Source organism: Anaeromonas frigoriresistens, from assembly GCF_016820655.1.
GTDB lineage: Bacteria > Bacillota > Clostridia > Tissierellales > SIT17 > Anaeromonas > Anaeromonas frigoriresistens.
Genome location: NZ_WSFT01000053.1, coordinates 479,765 through 504,955, shown reverse-complemented (window position 1 = coordinate 504,955; position 25,191 = coordinate 479,765). Strand labels below are relative to the sequence as shown.

At 28.0% G+C, this 25,191-nt stretch carries 29 protein-coding genes and 1 riboswitch; of the genes, 26 read left to right on the top strand and 3 right to left on the bottom strand.

Going from position 1 to position 25,191, the window contains the following annotated elements; all coding sequences use genetic code 11:
• Nucleotides 1-3 precede the first annotated feature (3 nt).
• The 7 genes from GOQ27_RS16715 to aroA all read left to right on the top strand — a co-directional run bounded on the left by GOQ27_RS16715 (nt 4) and on the right by aroA (nt 6,802).
• On the top strand, nt 4-624 hold the full coding sequence (locus tag GOQ27_RS16715; protein WP_203368009.1) for a DedA family protein: 621 nt from the start codon (nt 4-6) through the stop codon (nt 622-624).
• A gap of 13 nt (nt 625-637) precedes the next feature.
• Complete coding sequence (locus tag GOQ27_RS16710; protein WP_203368008.1) at nt 638-1,306, top strand: TIGR01906 family membrane protein; 669 nt, start codon at nt 638-640, stop codon at nt 1,304-1,306.
• Nucleotides 1,307-1,349: 43 nt separating this feature from the next.
• Nucleotides 1,350-2,342, top strand: a complete 993-nt coding sequence (locus GOQ27_RS16705) for a restriction endonuclease (protein ID WP_203368007.1) — start codon at nt 1,350-1,352, stop codon at nt 2,340-2,342.
• Nucleotides 2,343-2,368: 26 nt separating this feature from the next.
• A riboswitch (THF riboswitch) is annotated at nt 2,369-2,460 on the top strand.
• A 69-nt stretch (nt 2,461-2,529) separates the two neighbouring features.
• Nucleotides 2,530-3,246 carry a folate family ECF transporter S component gene (locus GOQ27_RS16700; RefSeq protein WP_203368006.1) on the top strand — a complete coding sequence of 239 codons (717 nt, stop codon included), beginning with the start codon at nt 2,530-2,532 and terminating at the stop codon, nt 3,244-3,246.
• 49 nt (nt 3,247-3,295) lie between these two features.
• A complete protein-coding gene (gene aroC, locus GOQ27_RS16695) occupies nt 3,296-4,438 on the top strand; it encodes a chorismate synthase (RefSeq protein ID WP_203368005.1) in 1,143 nt (380 codons plus the stop codon).
• Between the two features lie 6 nt (nt 4,439-4,444).
• On the top strand, nt 4,445-5,518 hold the full coding sequence (gene aroB / locus GOQ27_RS16690) for a 3-dehydroquinate synthase (protein WP_203368004.1): 1,074 nt from the start codon (nt 4,445-4,447) through the stop codon (nt 5,516-5,518).
• Nucleotides 5,519-5,521: 3 nt separating this feature from the next.
• Nucleotides 5,522-6,802, top strand: a complete 1,281-nt coding sequence (aroA, locus tag GOQ27_RS16685; RefSeq protein WP_203368003.1) for a 3-phosphoshikimate 1-carboxyvinyltransferase — start codon at nt 5,522-5,524, stop codon at nt 6,800-6,802.
• Nucleotides 6,803-6,819: 17 nt separating this feature from the next.
• Here aroA and GOQ27_RS17565 read toward each other — a convergent pair whose 3' ends face one another.
• Both GOQ27_RS17565 and GOQ27_RS16675 read right to left on the bottom strand, forming a co-directional pair.
• Nucleotides 6,820-7,002 carry a thioredoxin family protein gene (locus GOQ27_RS17565; RefSeq protein ID WP_350445939.1) on the bottom strand — a complete coding sequence of 61 codons (183 nt, stop codon included), beginning with the start codon at nt 7,000-7,002 and terminating at the stop codon, nt 6,820-6,822.
• Between the two features lie 67 nt (nt 7,003-7,069).
• On the bottom strand, nt 7,070-7,300 hold the full coding sequence (locus GOQ27_RS16675) for a thioredoxin family protein (protein ID WP_203368002.1): 231 nt from the start codon (nt 7,298-7,300) through the stop codon (nt 7,070-7,072).
• A gap of 260 nt (nt 7,301-7,560) precedes the next feature.
• On the opposite strand from GOQ27_RS16675, the gene pduL reads away from it, so the two are divergent.
• From pduL to GOQ27_RS16650, 5 genes are all read left to right on the top strand, one after another.
• Complete coding sequence (pduL, locus tag GOQ27_RS16670) at nt 7,561-8,133, top strand: phosphate propanoyltransferase (RefSeq protein ID WP_203368001.1); 573 nt, start codon at nt 7,561-7,563, stop codon at nt 8,131-8,133.
• Nucleotides 8,134-8,146: 13 nt separating this feature from the next.
• Nucleotides 8,147-8,812 (top strand): deoxyribose-phosphate aldolase, encoded by a 666-nt coding sequence (deoC, locus tag GOQ27_RS16665; RefSeq protein ID WP_203368000.1) that lies wholly within the window; start codon nt 8,147-8,149, stop codon nt 8,810-8,812.
• Between the two features lie 105 nt (nt 8,813-8,917).
• Nucleotides 8,918-10,804, top strand: a complete 1,887-nt coding sequence (locus GOQ27_RS16660) for a transcriptional regulator (RefSeq protein WP_203367999.1) — start codon at nt 8,918-8,920, stop codon at nt 10,802-10,804.
• Nucleotides 10,801-11,091, top strand: coding sequence for an EscU/YscU/HrcU family type III secretion system export apparatus switch protein (locus GOQ27_RS16655; protein WP_203367998.1), 291 nt, complete (start codon nt 10,801-10,803; stop codon nt 11,089-11,091). Before GOQ27_RS16660 ends, GOQ27_RS16655 begins: the two co-directional genes overlap by 4 nt.
• A 10-nt stretch (nt 11,092-11,101) precedes the next feature.
• Entirely contained in the window at nt 11,102-11,533 is a 432-nt protein-coding gene (locus tag GOQ27_RS16650) for a YaaR family protein (RefSeq protein ID WP_203367997.1), read from the top strand.
• Between the two features lie 38 nt (nt 11,534-11,571).
• On the opposite strand, the gene ychF is transcribed toward GOQ27_RS16650, so the two are convergent.
• Complete coding sequence (gene ychF / locus GOQ27_RS16645) at nt 11,572-12,663, bottom strand: redox-regulated ATPase YchF (RefSeq protein ID WP_203367996.1); 1,092 nt, start codon at nt 12,661-12,663, stop codon at nt 11,572-11,574.
• 206 nt (nt 12,664-12,869) lie between these two features.
• Between ychF and GOQ27_RS16640 the strand changes: the two genes are divergently transcribed.
• From GOQ27_RS16640 to GOQ27_RS16575, 14 genes are all read left to right on the top strand, one after another.
• Nucleotides 12,870-13,844 carry a PstS family phosphate ABC transporter substrate-binding protein gene (locus tag GOQ27_RS16640; RefSeq protein WP_203367995.1) on the top strand — a complete coding sequence of 325 codons (975 nt, stop codon included), beginning with the start codon at nt 12,870-12,872 and terminating at the stop codon, nt 13,842-13,844.
• Nucleotides 13,845-14,101: 257 nt separating this feature from the next.
• The gene (gene pstC / locus GOQ27_RS16635; protein WP_425475021.1) at nt 14,102-15,028 is read left to right on the top strand and encodes a phosphate ABC transporter permease subunit PstC; all 927 of its coding nucleotides are present in this window, start codon (nt 14,102-14,104) and stop codon (nt 15,026-15,028) included.
• Nucleotides 15,028-15,888: a phosphate ABC transporter permease PstA gene (gene pstA, locus GOQ27_RS16630; RefSeq protein ID WP_203367994.1), complete on the top strand. Its 861-nt coding sequence runs from the start codon at nt 15,028-15,030 to the stop codon at nt 15,886-15,888. The genes pstC and pstA overlap by 1 nt, the downstream gene beginning before the upstream one ends.
• Before the next feature lie 16 nt (nt 15,889-15,904).
• Nucleotides 15,905-16,660 carry a phosphate ABC transporter ATP-binding protein PstB gene (pstB, locus tag GOQ27_RS16625; protein ID WP_203367993.1) on the top strand — a complete coding sequence of 252 codons (756 nt, stop codon included), beginning with the start codon at nt 15,905-15,907 and terminating at the stop codon, nt 16,658-16,660.
• An 11-nt stretch (nt 16,661-16,671) separates the two neighbouring features.
• The gene (phoU, locus tag GOQ27_RS16620) at nt 16,672-17,319 is read left to right on the top strand and encodes a phosphate signaling complex protein PhoU (RefSeq protein ID WP_203367992.1); all 648 of its coding nucleotides are present in this window, start codon (nt 16,672-16,674) and stop codon (nt 17,317-17,319) included.
• 98 nt (nt 17,320-17,417) lie between these two features.
• Complete coding sequence (locus tag GOQ27_RS16615; RefSeq protein ID WP_203367991.1) at nt 17,418-17,975, top strand: YhcN/YlaJ family sporulation lipoprotein; 558 nt, start codon at nt 17,418-17,420, stop codon at nt 17,973-17,975.
• A gap of 121 nt (nt 17,976-18,096) precedes the next feature.
• The gene (locus tag GOQ27_RS16610) at nt 18,097-19,278 is read left to right on the top strand and encodes a hypothetical protein (RefSeq protein ID WP_203367990.1); all 1,182 of its coding nucleotides are present in this window, start codon (nt 18,097-18,099) and stop codon (nt 19,276-19,278) included.
• Between the two features lie 15 nt (nt 19,279-19,293).
• Complete coding sequence (yfmF, locus tag GOQ27_RS16605) at nt 19,294-20,559, top strand: EF-P 5-aminopentanol modification-associated protein YfmF (protein WP_203367989.1); 1,266 nt, start codon at nt 19,294-19,296, stop codon at nt 20,557-20,559.
• Nucleotides 20,560-20,581: 22 nt separating this feature from the next.
• The gene (gene yfmH / locus GOQ27_RS16600) at nt 20,582-21,874 is read left to right on the top strand and encodes an EF-P 5-aminopentanol modification-associated protein YfmH (RefSeq protein ID WP_207751333.1); all 1,293 of its coding nucleotides are present in this window, start codon (nt 20,582-20,584) and stop codon (nt 21,872-21,874) included.
• 90 nt (nt 21,875-21,964) lie between these two features.
• The gene (gene lgt / locus GOQ27_RS16595) at nt 21,965-22,696 is read left to right on the top strand and encodes a prolipoprotein diacylglyceryl transferase (RefSeq protein ID WP_203367988.1); all 732 of its coding nucleotides are present in this window, start codon (nt 21,965-21,967) and stop codon (nt 22,694-22,696) included.
• 190 nt (nt 22,697-22,886) lie between these two features.
• On the top strand, nt 22,887-23,045 hold the full coding sequence (locus GOQ27_RS16590; protein ID WP_207751332.1) for a Spo0E family sporulation regulatory protein-aspartic acid phosphatase: 159 nt from the start codon (nt 22,887-22,889) through the stop codon (nt 23,043-23,045).
• Nucleotides 23,046-23,285: 240 nt separating this feature from the next.
• Entirely contained in the window at nt 23,286-23,717 is a 432-nt protein-coding gene (mraZ, locus tag GOQ27_RS16585) for a division/cell wall cluster transcriptional repressor MraZ (RefSeq protein WP_203367987.1), read from the top strand.
• Between the two features lie 38 nt (nt 23,718-23,755).
• Nucleotides 23,756-24,688, top strand: coding sequence for a 16S rRNA (cytosine(1402)-N(4))-methyltransferase RsmH (gene rsmH / locus GOQ27_RS16580; RefSeq protein ID WP_203367986.1), 933 nt, complete (start codon nt 23,756-23,758; stop codon nt 24,686-24,688).
• Nucleotides 24,689-24,718: 30 nt separating this feature from the next.
• Nucleotides 24,719-25,183 (top strand): cell division protein FtsL, encoded by a 465-nt coding sequence (locus GOQ27_RS16575; protein WP_203367985.1) that lies wholly within the window; start codon nt 24,719-24,721, stop codon nt 25,181-25,183.
• The last annotated feature ends 8 nt before the right edge of the window (nt 25,184-25,191 follow it).

Genomic DNA, 25,191 nt, shown 5'->3' with positions numbered 1-25,191 from the left:
AGTATGGAAGAATTAATTATACAATTTTCAAAAAATCTTGTTTCTAAAAATATACTACTATCATATATTTTCTTTTTTTTATCTCAAGCATTACAAGTATTATTTCCACCCTATCCGGGTGATATGGTATTGATATTAGAGGGATACTTATCAGAAATAGCAGGAGTAAATATTATTTTAGTGATTATTAATGCCATTTCTGCAACCTATTTTTCATCTGTTGCTTTATACTTATTAGGAAATAAAGAAGGAGAAAAAATTTTACATTCAAAAATAATTAATAGATTATTTGAAACTGACAAAGTACTAAAATTAAGAAGATTATTTGATAGATTTGGATCAGTTGTTATTATAGTAAGTAAGTTTATACCTGGTATATATTCAATAGCTGTATTATCAGCTGGAGTTTTTAAGGTGGAAAGGAAAGTAGCTTATACTTCTATATTTATAATTACAAGTATTCATCATATTGCTTTGATTACATTAGGTAAGGTATTAGGAGAAAATTGGACTTATGTATTTAGGAAGATTGAGATGTATAATAAACAAATGTTGATGTTAATTATACCACTAATATTTATTTATTTAATTATTATGAAGATAAAGAAAAAAATATTTGATTAATGGGGGAAAAAGAATGAAGAGAATTTTTATAAGTATAATTTTTGTAATTTCTTTAATAATAACTATTTTATTTATTGATGTTCAAATATCAACTTTTGATAAAGAATTTTATTCTAATAAATTTGATGAGTATAATATACAAGGAATAACAAAAATAGAAAAAGATACTTTAATGGAAGTAACTGATGAATTACTTAAGTACATGAAAGGGAAAAGAGATGATCTGATTATAAGAGCAGAAGTAAATGGAAAAGAAGAAGTTGTGTTTGAAGAACGAGAAAGACTACATATGGTTGATGTAAAGGATTTATTTGAAAAAGGTTTTATCATTAAAAATATAGCAATAATAATCTTAATAATAAGTCTTTTTTTCATAATTAAATTTTATCCTAAAATTTTATATAAGCTTTTGATGATATCTTCTATTGTACCGATATTAATTCTTGGATTATTTGGCATAGCAATAAGCATAAATTTCAATAAATATTTTACTATTTTTCATGAAATTTTATTTACAAATGATCTTTGGCTACTAAATCCCAAAACAGATATTCTTATTCAAATGCTTCCTTTAGACTTTTTTTACAGTATTTCTATGAGAATATTAACATATTTTATATTACAATTGATAATACTATTTCTTTTAGGAATTGGTTTAAGAGAAAAGCATAAAATGGAATAAAAGTATGAGTTAATGTCTATAATACCTCAAAAAGGAGGATATTATGGACATTAATTTATTATGGAGTAAAACAAAAAAATATATTTTTAAGAAAGCTAATAAATATAAACTAAAATCTTTTTATATTAGTCAAACTAAAGGAGGTAAAACATTAATAGCTAGAGAAGTAGATAGACTTTTCTTATCGATAATAATATTTATCAGTTTATCAATGTTTTTTATAGTTAAATCAAAAAATATCTATTTATCTGTAATTATAAGTCTGCTTATTACTATATCGTTCTTTATTCTAATAAAAATAAAAAAATATAAAGAATTAGAAAAATCTAAAGTATGGATTAAAGAAAATATAGTTATAGATATGATTTATAATGAATTGCTAAATAAATCTCCTGAAGAGTTTATGGAATATTTTTTTAATATGTTTAAGGATTTAAAATTTGTTAATTTATTTAAATCACAATTAAAAGATTTTAACATAGAATTAGAAAAAGACTATAAAAAGATAGCAGTCAAAACATTACAGTATACTAGGGGATACGATGTAAATGAAGAAATAGTTAGAGAATTTTTTATGGATCTTAGAAGAAATAATTTTGATGAGGGAATAATAATAACTACTACTGATTATACTGAGGAAGCTAATAATTTATTGAAAAAAATAGATAAGCATATGAAAATTTATTTGATTAACATGAGAGATATAGTGAAAATTTTAAAAGAAACTTCGATGTTTCCTAAAGAAAAGGATATAGAAGGTTATATTTTGAATAAACTTAGTAAAGAAAAAAAGAATATAAGTGAATATAGCAATAATTTGATATCACCATCTAAATGGAAAAAATACTTTGTAAGTGGATTAGTTTTGTGGATATTTGGACAGTTTACTAATTTTTATATTTATTATCTAATAGTATCCATCATATTGATTTCTTTAGGACTGGTATCTTTAATTAAAAAAATTATTTTATCAACTAATGGGTATAAAAAAGAAGAAGATAATAAATATGCTTATGATTTTATTTACAAAGAATAATATATGTAATAAAATAAGCATGTAATGTCAGAGTAGGTAAGGTGCGTTAAGTGTTAAGGGATGGGAAGTAGCCCTTAAACGAAGGTTATAACCGCGATATCTTACTGCATCCGCTGATCATTAAAGGTCTCTTTTTTCTTTAGTGTGATGCAACTCCATTATCATACTAAAAAAAGGAGGTGTACATATGAAAACAAGTAAAATAAACACAAGACATTTAGTCGCTGCAAGTTTACTTACTGCTATAAGTATTATTCTTACAAGAATGTTCTCATTAATTATTCCTATAGCAGGGGTACAAGCTTTAAGAATAGGTTTTGGAGGAATCCCTGTTATGATTTCTGGTATCTTATTTGGACCTATTATAGGTGCATTAACAGGAACTGTAGCAGATTTAATAGGGTTTATGCTTAATCCCATGGGAGGTCCGTATTTCCCAGGATTCACTTTATCTGCCGCTTTAAGTGGTTTTATACCGGGATTATTTTATCATTATATCTTTAAAAAGGATTCTAAATTAAATTTTAATATCATCAATGGAATTATGGTTGTATTACTCTCTTCCATTTCTGCAATAATATATTTACAGGCAGGAAACAATATATCTTTTGAATTTTTTATAGTATATATGATAGGAATATTAGGATTTATATTAATTCCTTTTAGATTAAATAAAAAATATAAAAAGAATAATGATGGATATAGATTTGACAAACTAATTTTCACTATATCTATAACTACAATTATTACGTCATTGATACTTAATACCTTATGGTTGATTATTATGTATAAATTAGGATTTATAGTTATATTTCCATTTAGAGTATTAACAGCTTTAGTTACTATACCAATGGAAACAGTATTGATTTTTATATTTTCAAAATACTTTAAATATACCAAATAAGGCTGCCGGTGGCAGCCTTATTATATATAAATATAAAGGAGAAAAAATTATGCTAAGATATTTAAATGCAGGAGAATCCCATGGGAAAGGATTGATGGGAATCATTGAAGGATTGCCTTCTAATCTATATATTGATATAAAATTTATAAATAATGAATTAAAAAGACGGCAAAGAGGGTATGGTAGAGGTAAAAGAATGGACATCGAAAAGGATAATATCGACATCTTAGCTGGGGTAAGAGGTAGTTATACCATTGGTAGCCCTTTATCTCTATATATTGAGAACAAAGATTATGAAAATTGGGAAGAAAAGATGAAAAGTATTGGGAAAATAGATGAAGAAATAATAACAAAACCACGACCTGGCCATGGAGACTTTGCTGGTGCTATTAAATATAGACAGAATGATATAAGAAATATTTTAGAAAGAGCAAGTGCTAGAGAAACAGCAATGAGAGTAGCTGTGGGTGCTATAGCTAAACTTATATTAAAAGAATTTAATATAGAAGTATATAGCTATGTAACAGGAATTGGTGATATAGAAGATTCTAAAGAGCATAGTTTAGAGGAAATAGCAGAAGCAGATAATTCCTCTATAAGAGTATTAGATAAAGAAATGGAAGATAGAATAATAAAGAAAATTGATGAATGTAAATTGAAAGGAGATACCTTAGGAGGATCCTTTAAAGTTGTTGCTAAGAATATTCCTATTGGATTAGGAAGCTATAGTCATTGGGATAGAAAATTAGATGGGAAATTAGCTCAAGGGCTTATGAGCCTACAGGGAATAAAGGCCGTTGAAATAGGTGAAGCAATAATTTCAGCTAAAAATTTTGGATCTACGGTACATGATCAGTTATATTATGATGATGGATACTATAGAGAAACAAATAATGCTGGAGGTATTGAGGCTGGCATATCTAATGGAGAAAATATTGAATTAAAGGGTTATATGAAGCCTATACCTTCTTTAAGAATTCCTTTAAAGAGTATAGATATGAAAACAAAAGAAGAGTTTTTAGCTCATAAAGAACGAGCGGATGTATGTGCAGTACCCTCTGCTAGTATTGTAGCAGAAAGTACTTTAGCATGGATAATTGCTAGTGAAATTATAATAAAATTTGGTGGAGATAGTATCGAAGAGATGAAGTTTAATTATGATAAATATAGCAACTACATTAAAACGAGGTGATATTCTTTGGATTTGAATATAAGAACTCTGAGAGAAAACTATCCAGTTTATATAGAAAAAAATCTTTTAAAGGAATTACCAGCTTATTTAAAAGAGTATAAAAAAGAGAAAATTTTAATTATCACTGATGAGAATGTAGCTAGGCTATATCTAGGTTCAGTCTTGAAGAGGCTGAATGACTTTCCCGTATATTCATATATAGTTCCAATAGGTGAAGAAAGTAAATCAATAGATATGTCAAAAAATATCTATAATAAATTATTAAAAGAAAAGTTTAATAGAAAATCACTAATCATCAGTTTAGGTGGAGGAGTAATCGGGGATCTATCAGGATTTGTTGCATCTACTTATATGAGAGGTATTGATTTTATACAAATTCCCACAACAATTTTATCCCAAGTAGATAGTAGTGTAGGAGGAAAAGTAGCAGTTAATTTTAATAATATAAAGAATATTATTGGTAGCTTCTATCAACCTAAAAAAGTATTAATTGATATAGATACATTAAGTACATTAAAGGATAGAGACATAGACTCAGGATTAGCTGAGGTTATTAAATATGGAATAATTAAGGACTATAAGTTTTTTCAATGGTTATCAAAGGAAATAGATAATATAAAAAACTTAGAATATGAAAAGATTAAGAAAATCATAAAAAGATCACTAGAAATAAAAGAAGAAATAGTTTATTTGGATACATATGAAAAAAGTATTAGAAAGATATTGAATTTTGGACATACAATAGGTCATGGAATTGAATCATTATACGGGTTTAGTAAGTTTAAACATGGTGAGGCAGTAGCTTTAGGAATGATAAGTGAGGCATACATAGCAAAGGAAATAGGATATATATCAAAGGAATACTATGAAGAAATAAAAAAATTAATACTTAGAATTATAGATTTAGAAAAATTCTCAGAAAAAGAGAAGGAAGATATTCTTAATAGTATAGAAAATGATAAGAAAAATGTAAATGATAATATAGTTATAATTTTACCTACAAACCATGGAGAGGTTAACATATTTGATAAAGTAATTAATAGAGATTTAATCATTAAATCTTTAGGAGAGGATAGATGACACATGAATATAAAAGGTGGAAATATTTCATTGAATGGAGAAATAGATGCACCAGGAGATAAATCTATATCTCATAGAGCTATAATGTTAGGAGCTATTTCTGAAGGAAAAACTGTAATTTACAATTTTCTCTTAGGAGATGATTGTATAAATACAATAAACTGCTTCAAAGATATGGGAGTAAACATTGAAGTAGATAATACTAAAGTAGTAATTGAAGGAGTAGGACTTAATGGTTTGAAGAAACCAGTAAAAGAATTATATGTAGGAAATTCAGGAACTACAATTAGAATAATTTCTGGAATCCTTTCAGGACTTGATTTTAAAAGTACTATAACTGGTGATAAATCCATTCAAAAAAGACCTATGAAAAGGATCATAGAGCCTTTAAGTCAGATGGGGGCAAATATAAAAGGGAAAAATGGTGAATATCCACCTTTGATAATAACTCCCTCAGAAAAAATACAACCTATTACTTATTATCAAAAGATAGCAAGTGCTCAAGTAAAGTCATCCATTATGTTTCTAAGCTTATATACAAAAGGAGAGACAAGAATAGTTCAACCAATAAAATCTAGAGACCATACTGAGAAAATGATGAAATATTTTGGTGTAAATGTAAAGGAAGAAGAGAATAGTGTAATTATTGATTCCAAAGAGAAACCAATAGGAAAAGAAATATTTGTCCCAGGAGATATTTCCTCTATAGCATTTTTCATGGTGGGAGCATTAATACTTAAAGATTCCCATGTAATAATAAGAAATGTAGGGTTCAATGTGACTAGAATAGGTATAATAGATGTTTTAAAGGATATGGGGGGAAACATTAAAACATATAATTTTAGAGAAGTAAATAATGAGCCATTAGTAGATATAGAAGTAAAAACAACTAAACTAAAAGGTGTTGATATTGAAGGGGATATAATTCCACGATTAATAGATGAGATACCTATAATAGCAGTGGCAGCAGCTTGCGCTGAAGGAATAACTGTAATAAAAAATGCAGAGGAGCTTAAAGTTAAAGAAAGCAACCGGTTAAAGGCAATGGTTGATAATCTATCCTCTATGGGAGTAGATATAATGGAAACAAAAGATGGAATGATAATCAATGGTACAACTGAATTAAAAGCTTCAAAAATAGAAACATATACGGATCATAGAATAGCAATGTCCATGATAATTGCTGGGTTAAAAGCAGAGGGAGTAACAGAAATAGATGATATATCATCTATTAAAACATCCTATCCAGATTTCTTTAAGACTTTAAATGAATTAATAAATTAAAAGATATAGGCAAATGCCTATATCTCTTTTAACTTCTCAACTAATTCTTCAACTGTAGGTATATATCCTTCAACTACCACTTTATCATTAATGGTTATTGCTGGTGGCTTATTTATTCCTGACTTAGCGATTAATTGAATATCAGAGATTATATCAAAATCAAAGTCATAATTTAACTTTTCTAAAGCCTCATCAACGATGGGCGCAATTTTACTACCACCTCAGCATACCATTTCATAAATTTTAATATCCATTATATTACCTCCTTTATTTTAATAATTTTTTCAGATCTTTTTTAGAAGGAACTTTTCCAGAAAATTTAACGTTTTCATCTATTACTAAAGCTGGAGTTTTCATGACTCCATAGGAAGCAATATCGTTAAAATCTGTTACTTTAGTAATGTTGGCTTGTTTTTCAAGTTCATCTAAAACTTCATTAGTAAGATTATAAAGTTTCTCACATTTTTTACAACCTGGACCTAAAATTTTAATATTCATAATTACCTCCTAGTATAATATTGATTTTGCTTAATAACCTCTTTTAATAGTATCACTTTAAGAGAGAAGAAATCAATATTATATTTATATTATAAAACAGAAAGTATAATGATTTGATTTTTACAATAAAAAGTTTTATAATGTAAGTTATGAAAAAAGAAGATACTCAAAATAATATAAAATATTTGTTACATAGATAAATTAAATTGTTTTTTGGGTAAACAATAAATATAGGAATAAAAAACTAGGAGGAATTTAATATGAAAAAGGAATTACCAATAGCATTATCTAACAGACATATTCATCTATCCCAGGAACATATAGACAAGCTTTTTGGGGAAGGATATGAATTAAATAAATTTAAAGATCTCTCTCAACCAGGACAATATGCTTCTCAAGAAAAGGTTGATATTGTAGGACCAAAAGGTACATTAAAAGGAGTTAGAGTATTAGGACCAGCAAGAGGAAATACACAGGCAGAAATATCTTTATCAGATGGATTTAAAATTGGAGTTGTACCTCCAGTTAGAGATTCTGGAGATGTAGAAGGTTCTCCAGGAGCAAAAATCATAGGACCAAAGGGAGAAGTAGAAATAGAAAATGGTATAATAGCAGCATTAAGACATATCCATATGCATACTGATGATGCAGAAAAGTTCGATGTAAAAGATAAGGATAGAGTTAAAGTTAGAGTTCCAGGAGATAGAGGTGTTACTTTTGAGAATGTATTAGTAAGAGTAAGCCCTAGTTATGCTCTTGAAATGCATGTAGACGTAGAAGAGGGAAATGCATGTGGAGCTAAAAATGGTATGAGTGTAGAATTAATTAAATAATGGAGGTTATATAATGAATAATATAGCATCAATGATTGACCATACTATTCTTAAACCTGATACGACTAAAGAACAGGTTGAAAAAGTTTGTAATGAAGCTAGGGAGTATAATTTTGCTTCAGTTTGTGTTAATCCTTCATATGTGGAGTATGTAGCAGAACAGTTAAAGGGTAGTAATGTTAAGGTAACATCTGTAGTGGGATTTCCTCTAGGAAGTACTCTTCCAGAGGTTAAAGCTTTTGAAACTAAAGAAGCTATTAAAAAAGGCGCAGATGAAATAGACATGGTTATAAATATTGGAGAACTAAAAAATAAAAATTATGACTTAGTTAAAGAAGACATTAAAGCGGTAGTAAGTGCTTCAGGAGATAAGTTAGTAAAAGTAATTATAGAAGCATGTCTTTTAACAGATGAAGAAAAGGAAATAGCATGTAAATTATCTAAAGAAGTAGGAGCAGACTATGTTAAGACTTCCACTGGATTTTCAACAGGGGGAGCTACATTTGAAGACGTTGCCCTTATGAGAAAAACTGTAGGTGAGGGATTAGGTGTAAAAGCTTCTGGAGGAGTTAGAGATATAGAAACAGCTAAAAAGATGGTTGAGGCTGGAGCAACAAGAATAGGAGCCAGTTCTTCAGTAGCTATAGTAAAAGGTGAAAAAGGAAATTCAGATTATTAATATATTTAGTCAGGTCTTTAGACCTGACTATTTTATTTTATATATACTAAACATAATACCTAAATTTGTCGATATATTTAATGAAGCAAATTAGGGAGTGAAGACATGAATATAATGAATTTATTAAATAACAAATATCAGAAATTAAATACCGATACTAAACTTAAAACTGGAAGTATAGTAAGCTTTACTTTAAAAGAAAAATTATCCAAGGATACCGCTATAATTAATATCAATGGAAAGGACATAAAAGCAACTTTTAACAAAGGATTAGAAGGAGTAAATGATAATAGAGGGAAGATACAAATTACTAATATTAACTCAGACAGCATATCTGTAGATTTTGTGGAAGTGAATAAGGTAGAAAATAACACTGAAGTATTGGATAATCTTGAAGGAATAGATAAAAAGGAATTAGAAGTAATAATTAAAAATCTTAAGAATAAGGGAATTAATCTTACTAAAAAAGATATTGAGCATATTAAAGAGTTTATAAGAAAAGATTCATTGCCTTTAAAAGAAAAGATAGATATAATCAATAGATTAATTAATAAAGATATAGATATAACTTTTAAAAATATAATTGCCATTAAGGAAGCATTATATGGAGAAGGTATAGATGTAAGTTTAAACAATATTATAGAAGAATTAAGCATTCCTATAGATACATCTATAACAGAGGTAGAAGAAGAAAATATAATAGACTTAAAATCAGTTAAAGAGGTTAGCGATGATATAAGCAATCATATAATAGAAAAAATTGTAGAGGATAATGATGAAAATTTTTTAGATAATAACATATTAACCAAAGACTTAGAAGTAAATATAGATAATAGTATAGGTATGAATTCAATACCTAAAAACATAACTAATATGGAAACGAATAGACAAAACAAAATAATAATGACTGTAGTTACTGAAAAAATGAATCTTATAACTGAGAATTTTAAAGAATTAAAACAAACTTTAGTAAGAAATATGGATACTGTCTTATTTGATAATACTATTGCAAAAGAGGAAGTAAAACAAAATCTAGAAAACAGTCTAGATCTTTTAAATAGAAAATTACTTAAAAGTGATATTACCCTATATACAGATATGATGACCGAGAAAAAATTAATAAAAATAAGTAGCAAAATTGATATGGCAAAAATTTTAGTATTACAAAATAATATAAATGATGCAAAAACTCTAATAGGAGAAATAAAGAAAGATTTAAATGGATTAGAGTTTAAAGCCTCTGAAGAGAAAGTTGTATATGGGATTACAAATGAAATAAACAAAAATTTTAGTGATGAGAAAAATATTATTAGTTCTTTATATGATTTTATAAAGAGTCCTCCTACAGGATCTAGAGAAGCCTATGATTATATAAAAGGACTAGGATTAAATTATGAAAATGATATATTGAATGAAGAATTATTTAATTTAAAAAATAATAATTTAGAAGATAATTTAAAAGGAAATTTATTAAAAATTATCAATCAGAACAATAAAAGTATTAAGGATATATCAAGTATAGTAAAAGTATTAGACAACCTTAATGGACAACAACTATTAAACAAATCAGAAAACAGTAATCCCGTGCAAACTATGTTTTTTGATATACCTATTAATTTAGTAGGTAAGATTGAAAATATTAAATTACTTATTAATTCAAATAAAGAAAATGAAAAATTAGATTGGAAAAATAGTAGTTTATACTTTTTAATAGAGACTAATAAATTAGGAGAAACTGGTATATTAATAAATTCAAAAAATAGGAACTTGGAGATAACCATAAGAAATGATGATAATAAAATAAAAGATAAGATAACACTTATAGAAGATGGATTCATAGAAAAATTAAAAGATATAGGATATAATGTAGGAAGAATTAGATATGAGAAATTATCAAAGGTACAGAAAGAAGAAGATAAATCATCAATGTTACCTACAAGCATACAGGATGAATATAATTCCTCTAGAAAGGGGTTAGACATAAGAATATGAATAATAAAAGGTTTAATTTTAAGAACAATTTTAAAGAGAAAAGAGCCATTGCAGTCCATTATGATAATGCCACTGATTCCTTACCGGAAATTGTTTCAAGAAGAAAAGGAAAAATGGCAGAAGAACTTATAGAAATTGCCAAAATAAGAGATATTCCATTGGAAGAAGATATATCTTTATTAGGAAATTTACTTGACATGGATTTAGGAGAAAATATACCTCCTCAATTATATTCTGTAATAGCAGAGGTGTTTTTATTGTTACAGGATTTAGAGGGAGAGGCATAGGAGTGATATAGTGAAAGTAGATAGAGTGGGAATGAAAAATATAGATGTAATTAATAATACAAAGAACAATACTGGGATTTCATTTCAAGAAGTTATAGAGAAAAAAACTAATGATGCTAGTTTAGAACGTATATATAAAATCATATCAGAGATTACAGAATCAGGAAAACAATTGGCTCAAAAAAGAACTATTGAAAATCTTTTTGATTATAAAAAAAAGATTAAAGCTTTTCTAGATGAAGCAGTAGAGTCAGGCTTAGACTTAGATAAAAGAGGTGGGTTTAGGCGAGGTGGGAGATCTAGGATATTAAAGATTGTATCTAAAGTAGATGATAAATTAATGGATTTAACTGATGATATGTTAGAAGGAGAAAATAAAAGATTAAATCTATTGAAAATAGTTGGTGAAATAGAAGGTTTATTATTAAATATATATGTATAAAAAAATTCCCTCTACAATTAATTGTAAAGGGAATTTTTTTATACATTAAATCTGAATACTACTACATCGCCATCTTTCATTATATATTCTTTGCCTTCAAGTCTAACAAGTCCTTGTTCTTTTGCTTTAGCCATATTTCCTGCATTATCTAAGTCTTCAAAGCTTACTATTTCGGCTCTTATAAACCCTTTTTCCATATCAGTATGGATTTTCCCAGCAGCTTGAGGTGCTTTCCACCCTTTTTTAATGGTCCATGCTCTAGATTCCTTTGGTCCAGCTGTTAGGAAGGATATTAATCCTAGTAAATCATAGCTAGCTTTTATTAATCTATCTAGTCCAGATTCTTTAAGTCCTAATTCCTCTAAGAACATCTCTTTTTCATCATCTTCTAGTTCAGCTATTTCTGATTCAATTTTACCACAGACTGTTATTAAGCCAGATACTTCGTTTTTAGCATGCTCTTTTAAAGCTAATAGATGTTCATTTTCACTACCACTGATTATATCTTCTTCAGATATATTAGCAGCATACAATACTGGTTTATTTGATAAAAGATTTAAATGCTTAACAAAAATACTATCATCATCATTGAAATCAATACTTCTTACTGGTTTTCCTTCTTCTAGAACTTCAACAATTTTTTTTGTTATGTCTAGTTCTTTCAATAATGATTTATCACTTTTGGCTAATTTTTCTGTTTTGAATAATCTTCTACTCATTATTTCTAGATCAGATAAAATAAGCTCTAAATCAATTATTTCAATATCTCTTAATGGATCAATACTTCCTTCTACATGAGTTATATTTTCATCTTCAAAGCATCTTACCACGTGTACTATTGCTTCTACTTCTCTAATATGGGATAAGAATTTATTACCTAACCCCTCACCTTTACTTGCTCCTTTAACTAGTCCTGCAATATCAAAAAACTCAATAGCAGTAGGTAGCTTTTTTTGTGATCCAAACATTTCAGTTAGTCTATCAAGTCTTTCATCAGGGACTGATACAACACCTACATTAGGCTCTATTGTACAGAATGGGTAATTAGCAGATTCTGCGCCTGCTTTTGTAATGGCATTGAATAATGTAGACTTTCCTACATTAGGCAATCCAACTATACCTAATTTCATATATAAATCTCCTTTCAATTAATTCCTTCAATACATATAAATTAACACTAGTGTAAATTATACAGTATATACAGATTAACTTCAATACAAACCCAATTAACACTTAATTAACATCCCATTAACTTGTACACAACATATAGGGAAAAATAAGGTGTTATAATTCTTAATGTCAGATAAAAAAATAAATGTTGAGAGGAGTTATTTAAATGAGAAAAGTATTAAGTTCAAAATTAATTGCATTATTTTTAGTATTACTATTATCAGTATCAATATTCGCAGGATGTGGAACTGATGAGGGGGAGGAAACACAAGACACAGGAGATGGTGAAACAACAGATAAAGAGGAAACAAATGGTGATTTAAGTGGATCAGTAGAAGCTGATGGTTCCTCAACAGTTTATCCAATAACAATGGCTATAGCAGAAGAATTCCAAGCTGAAAATCCTGAGGTACAAGTAACAGTAGGAGTTTCTGGAACAGGGGGAGGAATGAAAAGATTTACAACAGGAGAGACACACATAAGTAATGCTTCTAGAAATATGAAAGATGAAGAAGCTGCAAAGGCTGAAGAAAATGGTATTGAATTTGAACAATTAACAGTAGCTCTTGATGGTATTTCTGTAGTAGTTAACCCTAATAATGACTGGGTAGATGACATCTCAGTTAAAGAATTAAACAAAATCTGGGAACCTGACAGTGATGTGAAGTTATGGAGCGATGTAAGATCAGAATGGCCAGAAGAAGAAATTAAATTATACGGTCCTGGAACTGACTCCGGTACATTTGATTACTTTACTGAAGCAATAAATGGAGAAGGAGGAGCAGTAAGAACTGACTTTACTGCAAGTGAAGATGATAACGTGTTAGTACAAGGTGTTGCTGGTGATGAATATGCAATGGGATATTTTGGATTTGCATATTATGAAGAAAATCAAGATAAGTTAAAAGCACTAAAAATAGATGGAGTTGAGCCTACTCCAGAGAATATAGGAAGTGGAGAGTACACTCCCTTAGCAAGACCAATATTTATCTATGTAAATACAGAACATTATAATAATGAATCACAAGTACAAGCATTTGTAGAGTACTATATGAACAATGGTCCAGACATAGTACCTACAACAGGATATGTTGCTTTATCTCCTGAGAGATATAAAGAAGAATTAGATAAATTAAAGTAATTAGTTAGCAAGAAGAACCCAGTTGGGTTCTTCTTTTATTTGTTTAGAAAGTGGTAGGATTACATACAATATAGTTAACAATTAAAAGAGTATTTTTAAGTTTATTCTATATATATTTACTTTTTTTATAAAGAATATTCATTCATATTCAGTACTTTACCTAGAATTAACACATCATTAACCTTCAGTAAACAACAAGAGCAATTAAATAAAATATAATAAGGTTGTATCTTGATGAGATAAGGGAGGATTTAAATATGGCTACTTATGAAGAGAAGTCAAATATGACAGATAATAAAGAGAAAAAAAGAAGAAGAATGAAAGAAAAATCAATATCAACGATTTTATTAGTATTAGCATCTCTATCTATTTTCACTACAATAGGTATTGTAGCTACTTTATCTAAAGAAACAATAGCATTTTTCGGAGAGGTTTCAATTATAGACTTTTTAACTGGGACTGAATGGACTGCATTATTTGCAAATCCTAAGTTTGGAGTACTACCCCTAGTTGCAGGAACTCTGATGATTGCAATATATGGTAGCGTTGTAGCAATACCAATAGGATTAGGAAGTGCTATATATCTTAGTGAATATGCTTCTGATAGAACAAGGAAAGTTATTAAGCCTTTACTAGAAATATTGGCAGGTATTCCTTCTATAGTATATGGATATTTTGCTCTGACATTTATCACACCAATATTAAAGATTTTTTTCCCAACTATTAATATATTCAATGCGTTAAGTGGTAGTATTGCAGTAGGAATCATGATTATTCCAATGATTTCATCCCTAAGTGAGGATGCTATGAAAGCAGTCCCAGATGAAATAAGACATGCTGCATATGCATTAGGATCCACCAAGTTTGAAGTGTCTACAAAGGTAGTTATACCAGCGGCTTTATCTAGTATAATATCTTCTTTTGTATTAGCAATTTCTAGAGCAATCGGAGAGACAATGATAGTTACATTAGCAGCAGGTTCTACACCAAAATTAACATTAAACCCCTTAGAGAGTGTTCAAACAATGACAGCTTTTATTGTACAGGTAGCTAAAGGAGATGTTACTCATGGTGGACTTATATATAAAACTATATTTGCTGTAGGAATGCTATTATTCTTAATGACATTATTTATGAACATTATTGCTCGAATGATAATTAAGAAGTACAGGGAGGAATATTAATGACTAATCTACAGAAAAGAAGATTAATGGATAATTTTTTTCACGGCTTAGTATTCTCGGTAACTTTATTTGCTTTGATTATACTGGGTATATTATTATTTGATATATTTAAGGATGGATTTAAATATTTAAGTATAGATTTTTTTACTAATTATACTTCGAGATTTGTAGAAAAAGCTGGAATAAAAGCTGCATTATCAGGAAGTATATGGATTATAGGACTTACAATTATCTTTTCATTACCAATAGGTGTAGGTTCAGCCCTTTATCTAGAAGAGTATTCTGATGATAGAAATTTATTAACAAGAATTATAAAACTAAATATTGCTAATCTAGCAGGAGTTCCATCTATTGTTTTTGGTATATTAGGATTAGGAATATTTGTACATTTATTTGGGTTTGGAAGAAGTATTTTATCTGGAGCTTTGACTTTAACACTTCTTATATTACCTATTATTATAGTAGCAGCCCAGGAAGCTATAAAAAGCGTACCTAAAGAGTTAAGACATGGGGCCTATGCCTTAGGATCAACTAAATGGCAAGTAATTAAAGGCGTAGTATTACCTTATTCATTGCCTGGAATTTTAACAGGATCCATATTAGCTATTGCTAGAGGTTTAGGAGATACTGCTTCAGTACTAATGGTAGGAGCAGTTTCATTTATAGCATTTACGCCTAAAAGTGTTTTTGATAAATTTACTATATTACCAATTCAGATTTATAACTGGTCAAGTATGCCTAAAGCTGAATTTCATGATTTAGCAGCAGGAGCTATAATTATTTTATTAGTTTTATTATTAGGAGCCAATGCAGTAGCTATAATTCTTAGAAATAAATATCAGAATCGTATTAAAGGATAGAACAGGAGGATTAAGGATGAGTGTTAAAATAAACGTTAAGAATTTAGATTTTTATTATGGAGATTTTAAAGCTTTAAATGATATAAATATTGAGATAGAAGAAAAGAAAGTAACAGCATTTATTGGACCTTCAGGTTGTGGTAAATCTACATTTATTAGAACGATGAATCGTATGAATGATTTAATAGATGGAACTAAACACACTGGAGAAATAATATATGATGGTCAAGATATATATTCTCCCAAAGTAGATGTGGTTGAATTAAGAAAAAAAGTAGGGATGGTATTTCAAAAACCAAATCCATTTCCTAAATCTATATATGAAAATGTAGTATTTGGGCCAAAAAGACATGGTATTAAAAAGAAATCAGAATTAGATAAAATAGTTGAAACTAGCTTGAAGGATGCAGCTTTATGGGAAGAAGTAAAAGATAGACTTGATTCTTCAGCATGGTCATTATCTGGAGGACAACAACAAAGACTATGTATAGCTAGAGCACTTGCTATGAAACCTGATGTTTTATTAATGGATGAACCTACATCCGCATTAGATCCAGTTGCTACATCAAAGATAGAAGAATTGATTGAAGAACTAAAAGATAAATACACTATAGTAATAGTGACTCACTCAATGCAACAAGCAGGAAGAATATCAGACAATACAGCTTTTTTCTTAATGGGTAATTTAGTAGAATACGGTGAAACGTCAAGAATATTCTCGAGTCCAGAGGATAAAAGAACAGAAGATTATATTACAGGTAGATTTGGTTAAGGAGGGTTTATATGAGAAAATATTTTGATAAAGAACTTGAAAATTTACATGACTCTTTGCTTAAGATGGGAGTTATGGTAGAAGAAATGATTGATATTTCTATTGATTCATTGTTAAAACAAGATGATGTATTAGCTGATAAAGTTATAGAATTAGATGATAGAGTTGATGAAATGGAAATAAAAATAGAAAAGAAATGTTTAGAACTTATAGCTTTGCAACAACCTATGGCTAAAGATTTAAGAGATATCAGTGCTATTCTAAAGATAATCACAGATCTTGAAAGGATAGGAGATCATGGAGTTAATATAGCAAAAGTTACTAAAAAGTTAAGTAAAGAAGATTATATTAAACCTTTGATAGATATTCCTAGAATGGCTAATATATCTAAAAAAATGATAAGGAAAAGTCTTGATAGTTTTGTAAAAAAAGATATAGAATTAGCAAAAGAAGCTGCTAAAATGGATGATGAGATAGATGATATATATGAAAAAATTTATTTAGAATTATTAGAAATGTTAACACAAAACAAAGAAATAATGACTCAAGTTGTTAATTTATTGTTTATAGGTAGATATATTGAAAGAATTGCAGATCATACTACTAATATATGCGAAAGAATAATATATATGGTAAGTGGAATTAGGGTTGAATATTAGACTTTACTTTAAAAGTAGAGTCTTTTTTTATACTCTGATTTTAAAATACAATAATAAATTTTAGAAATTATGAAATAATAATTACAGGAGGTGTAAATATGAAAATAAAATTTAATAAATTTAGTATCATACTTTTAATTATACTTATGGTTACAGCTATAAGTATAGGTTGTCAACCAGAAGAAGAAGAGCCTGAGGATAATGACAATGTAGATTCATATGATGATCCAGAAACTGATGATGATATGAATGAAGGCGTTGATGAAGGCATGGAAGATAACGACATGACGGATGATACTGAGGAAGATATGGATGGAGCTATGAATGATAATAGTGAAATGATAGCAGACAGTATAGTAGAAATGGAAGGTATTAATGATGCAACTGTAGTTGTAAGAGACAATACAGCATTTGTAGGGATTGATGCTGCAGATACTACAGATGGAGAAGTCTCTGATCAAATGAGGCAAGATATAGAAACTAAAGTAAAAGAGGAAGATGAAAATATTACAGAAGTTTATATATCTGCTGAAGAAGATTTATTTGATAGGATTAATGAAATAGCACAAAACGTTAGACAAGGAGATCCTATAGAAGACTTTGGGGATGATCTAGAAGATTTAATTGATAGATTAACTCCTAATGGAGCAGAATAAAAATAATAATCCAAAACTAAAAAGCTTTTATGAAGAAAATCCAGCGATTTCGCTGGATTTTCTTCATAAAAGCTTTGTTTCATAACATAAATATAAGTATTAGATATTTTGGAGGAATAGTATGGATGAGAATAGAAAATATTATAAATATACGTTGATATTTCTTATTGTATTATCTTTATTAATGTATATGTGTTACAAAGACCCGATTGAAAATTTCTTCATTTTGACTTTCATGTTCTCTGTAACTAAACTATTACAATTTTTAAAGGAAAAGGTGTATTTTTCAATAATAAAATCTATATCAATATTTCTATTAGTATATTTGTTAATCTTTATTATACTATTTATTAATGCTTATAATATATCTGATAAAATTGAAGAGTCAAATGAGAAAAGAGATAAAACCGCTGTATTAATGGTTTACTCAGGGGAGGCACCTAGGTATTCAATTGATAAAGAAATGAGAAATATTATTTTGAGAAAACAAAAAAAAGATATATTAATTTATCCTTATAGGTTATATAAGACAAAACAATTATATAAAGACTTAGGAAAAAGCGACTATAAAAAGAAAAGTATAATTATGTATAATAAATTAGAAAATATTTTAAAGGATAATTATAAATTATATCTAACTTATCTATATGATGATAATTACTTAGAAAATGAAATATTAGAAATATTAAAAGATGGGTATAAAAAAATAATAGTTGTTCCAATGTTTTTGGTTGAAGATGATAATATGATAAATTTACAAGAAAGAATATCTAAATTAAAATTATATAATTATGATGTGGAAACCAAATACACAGAGACATTGTGGTCTAGTGAGTCGCTTATTCAATCTTATGTAAACTTAGTTCAAATTAATTCTGAAAATATGAACAAAGTAGGAATTAATTTGATAGGAATAGATAAAAATATTAATAATAAGATTGATAATGTAGATGCTATAAAGCAAAACATAATGTTTCGTAGTAAAATTAAAGAAAAGCTGATTCAAGAATTAAAGATCGATTCTTCTAAAATAAAACTATCATGGTATAATAATTTAGATCCAGACTTCATATCTGAAAGTAATGAATTATTTGAATATGGAATTTCTGAAATGGTATGCGTAGTAGTAGATCCTCAATTAAATGAATTAGTAAAGATAGATATATACAATGAAATAAAGGATCAAATTGAATTCCCTGAGGGAGTAGAAGGAAAGGTAATAGATGGTTTTCTTGTAGATAATAACTTGTTAAATGAGATAGTCAGTAGAATTGAATATGTTTATATTCAAAACTGGAATTAAATAGGAGGGTTAATTTTGTTAAATAGAACTAGAGAAAAGATAAATGATGGAGTATATTTGAATGTTATTAATACGGATAAGTTTAAAACTGAATTAATTAGTTTTTATTTGATACTACCATTAGATAAAAATGAAGTAACTAGTAATACACTAGTGCCCCTAATTCTAAAAAGAGGTACAAAAAAGTATAAAACCTCATTGGATATTGAAAGAAGATTAGAGGAGTTATATGGATCAGATATGAGTGTCAGTGTTGCAAAAAAAGGAGAAAAACACGCTATAAGATTTTCAATAGAAGGACCACTGGAAGATTTTGTTTCATCTGATGAAATATTAAAAAACAAATTAGAAGTTCTAAAAGAAGTAATCTATAATCCTTTGTTAGAGGGAGATGGATTTAATAAAAATTATGTGACTCAAGAAGAAAAGAATCTTAAGGATAGGATTTCTTCTAGAATAAATGATAAGAAACAACATGCAGTTACTAGATGTATTGAAGAGATGTGTAAGGATGAAGCTTATAGTATCTATAAATTTGGATATATTGAAGATTTAGATAATATTACTTCAACAAGTTTATATAAACATTATTTAGATATTTTAAAGAAAGCTAGGATTGAAATTAGTATCGTAAGTAATGTAGATAATAATATGATAAAAGAAATGATTAAAGGATTCTTTCCCTTCAATGAAAGAAAGAGCTTAACTTTAAAAAGAGAAAAAGTGGTATTTGAAAATATTGAAGAAAAGATAGTTCAGGAAGAAATGAATATAAATCAAGGAAAACTCACATTAGGTTATAGAACAAATATTCCTTATGAGGATGAATTATATAGTGCTTTTCTTGTAGGCAATTATATTCTAGGAGGAGGACCTGATTCTAAGCTATTTATAAATGTAAGGGAAAAAGAAAGCTTAGCATATTATATTTATTCTAAAGCATATAAGTACAAATCTTTAATGTTAATTTCTGCTGGTATCGAATTTGATAAATATGAAAATGCATTAAGAATAATAAAGGAACAAGTACTGTCTATGAAAAGAGGAGAATTTGAAGAAAAAAATATAGAGCAATCTAAAAGGGCAATAATTACATCTATAAAAACTGTCGGAGATGATACATTCTCTATATCAGAATTTTATTTAAGTAAAGTATTATCAGGAGATGATAAAGATATAGATGAGCTTATAGACTCTATTAATAAGGTGAACAAAGAAGATATAATAGCTGCAATGAATAAGATAATGTTGGATACTGTTTATTTCTTGAAAAATCAGTAAAGTAACTATAGGAGGTATTTAATTGGACAATATAAGTACTATAAAAAACGAAAATTTGAAAGAAGAATCTTTTTTACATGTATTAGAAAATGGATTGAAAGTATATTTTGTACCCAAAAAAGGCTTTACTAAAAAATATGCTGTATTTGCTACAAATTATGGTTCGAACGATAATGTTTTTGTTCCTATTGGAGAAAAGGATCCAATAACAGTTCCTGAAGGTATAGCTCATTTTTTAGAACATAAATTATTTGAAGAAAAGGAAGGTAATATATTTAATAGGTTTTCCGAATTAGGATCCTATGTAAATGCTTATACAAATTTTAATCAAACAGCTTATCTGTTTTCTTGTACAGATAAATTCTATGAGAATCTTGAACTATTAGTTTCTTTTGTTCAAAGTCCATATTTCACAGATGAGAATGTAAATAAAGAGAAGGGGATAATAGCTCAAGAAATTAAAATGTATGAAGATAATCCTAGCTGGAAGGTGTTCTTTAATTGCTTAAGGGGTATGTATCAAAACCATCCTGTTAGAATAGATATAGCAGGTACTGTGGATAGTATATCCCATATTGATAAAGAAACATTATATAAATGTTATAACACTTTTTATCATCCTTCTAATATGGCTCTATTTATAGTGGGAGATATAAATTTCGAGAAAGCAATTAAAATAGTGGACGATACTATAAAGAGAGATAGAAATAATGATATTCAAGAGATTGATAGACAATATCCTATTGAACCTAAAGAAATAAATGATAGGTATATTGAAGAAAATCTTAGTGTCTCTACTCCCTTATTTAATATTGGATTTAAGGATTATGACATCGGATATGATGGAGATAAATTAGTAAAAAAGGAAATAATGACAAATCTATTATTAGATATGCTTTTTGGTGCAGGAACAAAATTTTATGAAGAAATGTATGAGAGTGGAATTATTAATAATAGTTTTGGTGCTCAATTTATAGCAAGCAAAACATACTCTCATTCAATTATAGGAGGTCAATCCGATAATCCTAAAGAAGTAGCAAAGAAAATAATAGAAAATATTACTAATTTAAAAGAGAAGGGTCTAGATGAAGAGGATTTTATTAGAATTAAAAATAAAATGATAGGTCATCATATCATGAATTTTGACTCTTTGGAATATATAGCAAATAGTTTTATAAAATATACGTTTAATAATACAACTTTATTGAATTATTTAAATATATTAAAGGATATTAAATTTGAGGATATAGAAAATAGATTTAAAACTCACTTTACCAAGGATAATTATACTTTATCTGTTATAAAACCTAATTAAGGTGGATTGACTTTAATATAAAAATATTATAATTTATTAGTAGCTACTAGTTAAGACTGGTAGCTACTAAATATTAGGGAGGGTATATATATGAACCCCATAGCGTTTGAAATATTTGGAGTGGGAGTTAGATGGTATGGTATTTTTATAGCCACAGGGATGGTTCTAGGTACTATTCTAGCTATTAAAGAATCTAAGAGGGTTGGATTTGATGAAGAAGAATTAATAAACATGTTATTGTTTGCAATACCTATGGCAATTGTAGGAGCGAGGCTTTATTATGTAATATTCCAATGGGATTACTACCAAGGTGATATTATGAAAATGATAAATATAAGATCTGGTGGGTTAGCAATACATGGAGGAATAATAGGGAGTGTATTAACTGCTATTATTTTTTGTAAAGTAAGGGGTATTAGTTTTTGGAAAGTAGCAGATATAACCGCTCCTAGCATAATATTAGGTCAAGCTATAGGTAGATGGGGAAATTTCGTGAATCAAGAGGCATATGGTAGAGAAACAGATTTACCTTGGGCTATAACAGTAGAGGGTGTTAATGTTCATCCAACATTTCTATATGAATCAATATGGAATGTACTGGTGTTTATATTTTTACTATGGTATCGTAAAAATAAAAAAGAAGTTGAGGGAGAAGTATTTTTACTTTATTTAGCTTTTTATTCAGTAGGAAGATTTTTCATTGAAGGATTAAGAACTGATAGTTTGATGTATGGTCCTTTTAGAGTTGCTCAATTAATAAGCATAGGACTGATAGTTGTTTCGTTAGGCGTTTTTTTTGTAAAAAGAAAAAGAAAGATGTAGATAACTGTCGATTTTTGTAAGCAATGGATCTTATTATAGAATATAGGTAGAAAAATGAAAGAATATGAAGTATATTGAAGATACTTTATGTTTTTATAATAATATTGAATAATTTTGACGATAAATGAAATTGACAATATATTATTTCAGTAATAAAATGAAGTCACCTTTAAAATTGGTGGGTGATAATATGACAATTGACGACAAAATTGACTATTTAAGGGACGAGCTTAATAGACTTATATTAAATAATGCAAACTATGACGAAATATACAGATTAAGTGTTGCCTTAGATGATTTAATCATAAAATACTATGCTAACTATAAAAAAAATAATATAAAGAATTAAAGGATATTTTGATAGCTATCAAAATATCCTTTTTTTATTGTGTGTAAAATTCAATGGTAAATAAAAAAATCTGAATTTTTTATTTATTAAGGTAAATTGGTTATTTAGTACTAAAGACTCATAAAAAAATTAAAAAAATATTAAATAATTAAAAGGATTTTACAAACAATTATAGAAGTAATATAAAGTGGTATAAAGTGGAGAGATGTGGTGTAAAAATCATAAAAGTGGGGTAAGAGTATGTTTATAGGTGAATATAATCATTCTATCGATAAAAAAGGAAGAATAATAATACCCGCTAAATTCAGAGAGAATTTAGGAACGTCCTTTATTTTAACCAAAGGATTAGATAATTGTCTCTTCGTATACCCTCTAGAAGAATGGAATATTCTTGAAAATAAATTAAAAACATTACCATTAACAAGGAAAGATGCTAGAGCTTTTGTAAGGTTTTTCTTTTCGGGAGCAACAGAATGTGAATTAGATAAACAAGGAAGAATATTGATTCCTAGCAATCTAAGAGATCATGCTAAGCTAGATAAAGAAACTACAATTATTGGAGTTTCAAATAGAGTTGAGATCTGGAGTAGTAGTGAATGGGAAGACTATAATGATGATGATGATTTAAGTTATGAAAATATAGCTGAAAAAATGGCAGAACTAGGGATATAGATAAAATAGTTGAGAATAATATACTTGAGGTGAAATAGATGAAATTTAAGCATATATCGGTGTTGCTGGATGAATGTATAGAAGGATTAAATATAAAGAAGGATGGAATATATGTAGATGGCACTATGGGAGGTGCAGGACATTCCAAAGAAATAGTAAAACATCTTGATAATGGTAAGCTCATAGGAATAGATCAAGATATGAATGCAATAAATAAGTCTAGAGAAGTTCTAAAGGAATATGAAGATAAATCTATTTTAGTACATAATAATTTTAAAAATATAAAAGATATATTATTAGAATTAAATATTGATAGAATCGATGGAATGTTACTAGATTTAGGGGTTTCTTCTCATCAATTAGATACAGGGGAGAGAGGGTTTTCCTATCATCAAGATGCTCCTCTTGATATGAGGATGAATAAAGAAGAAGAATTATCAGCTAAAGAAGTAGTAAACAATTACAGTTTAGATGAATTAAATAGAATAATTTCAGATTTTGGAGAAGAAAGATGGGCGAAAAGAATAGCTGAGTTTATAGTAGAAGAGAGAAAAGAAAAAGAGATTAGAACAACAGGAGATCTTGTAGATATCATAAAAAAAGCTATTCCTAAAGGAGCAAGAAAAGATGGGCCTCACCCTGCAAGGAGAACCTTTCAGGCTATAAGAATTGAAGTTAATAAAGAGTTAGACATATTAAAGGATACTATAAATGATATAGTGGAATTCTTAAACCCAGGTGGTAGATTGTGTATAATAACATTTCATTCTTTAGAGGATAGGATTGTAAAAGAAACATATAAACATTTATATAAAAGATGTGTCTGTCCCAAAGAATTTCCAGTATGTAAGTGTGATAAAAGAAGAGAAATTAAAATAATAAATAAAAAACCTATAATAGCATCAGAAGAAGAATTAGAAAATAATCCAAGGTCAAGAAGTGCAAAACTTAGAATAGCAGAAAAGATATAGGGTTCTAAAAAAACAAAGGGGTGAATAAAATTGGTAGTAGCAAGAAAAGAGTTTCAAAACTATGAGTATAAAGAAGAAAAGATTAAAAAGCCACAGCGGAATAAAAAACCCAAAAAAAATAATACCCTTATAAAACTGAAATTATTTTTATATGCTTCTGGTTTACTAACTATAGCAATAGTGGTATTACTAAGATTTGCACATATATCAAAACTACAATATGATTTTTCTTCTTTACAAACTGAAGTGACTAATCTAGAAAAGGAAAAGCAAAACATTACAATAAACTTGGAAAGAGTTAAAGATTCTAGATGGATAGAAGAAGTTGCTATAAGTAGTCTAAATATGAATTATCCTAGTGAAAATCAAAAGGTATATATAGATGTAAATGAGGGTAGTACTATAGCTTTAGCTAATACAACAGAAGAGAACCTCCAAAACACAGCTGAAAATAATAACCTAATAGGTAAAATTATAAATAATATAGTTAATTAATCAAGGGG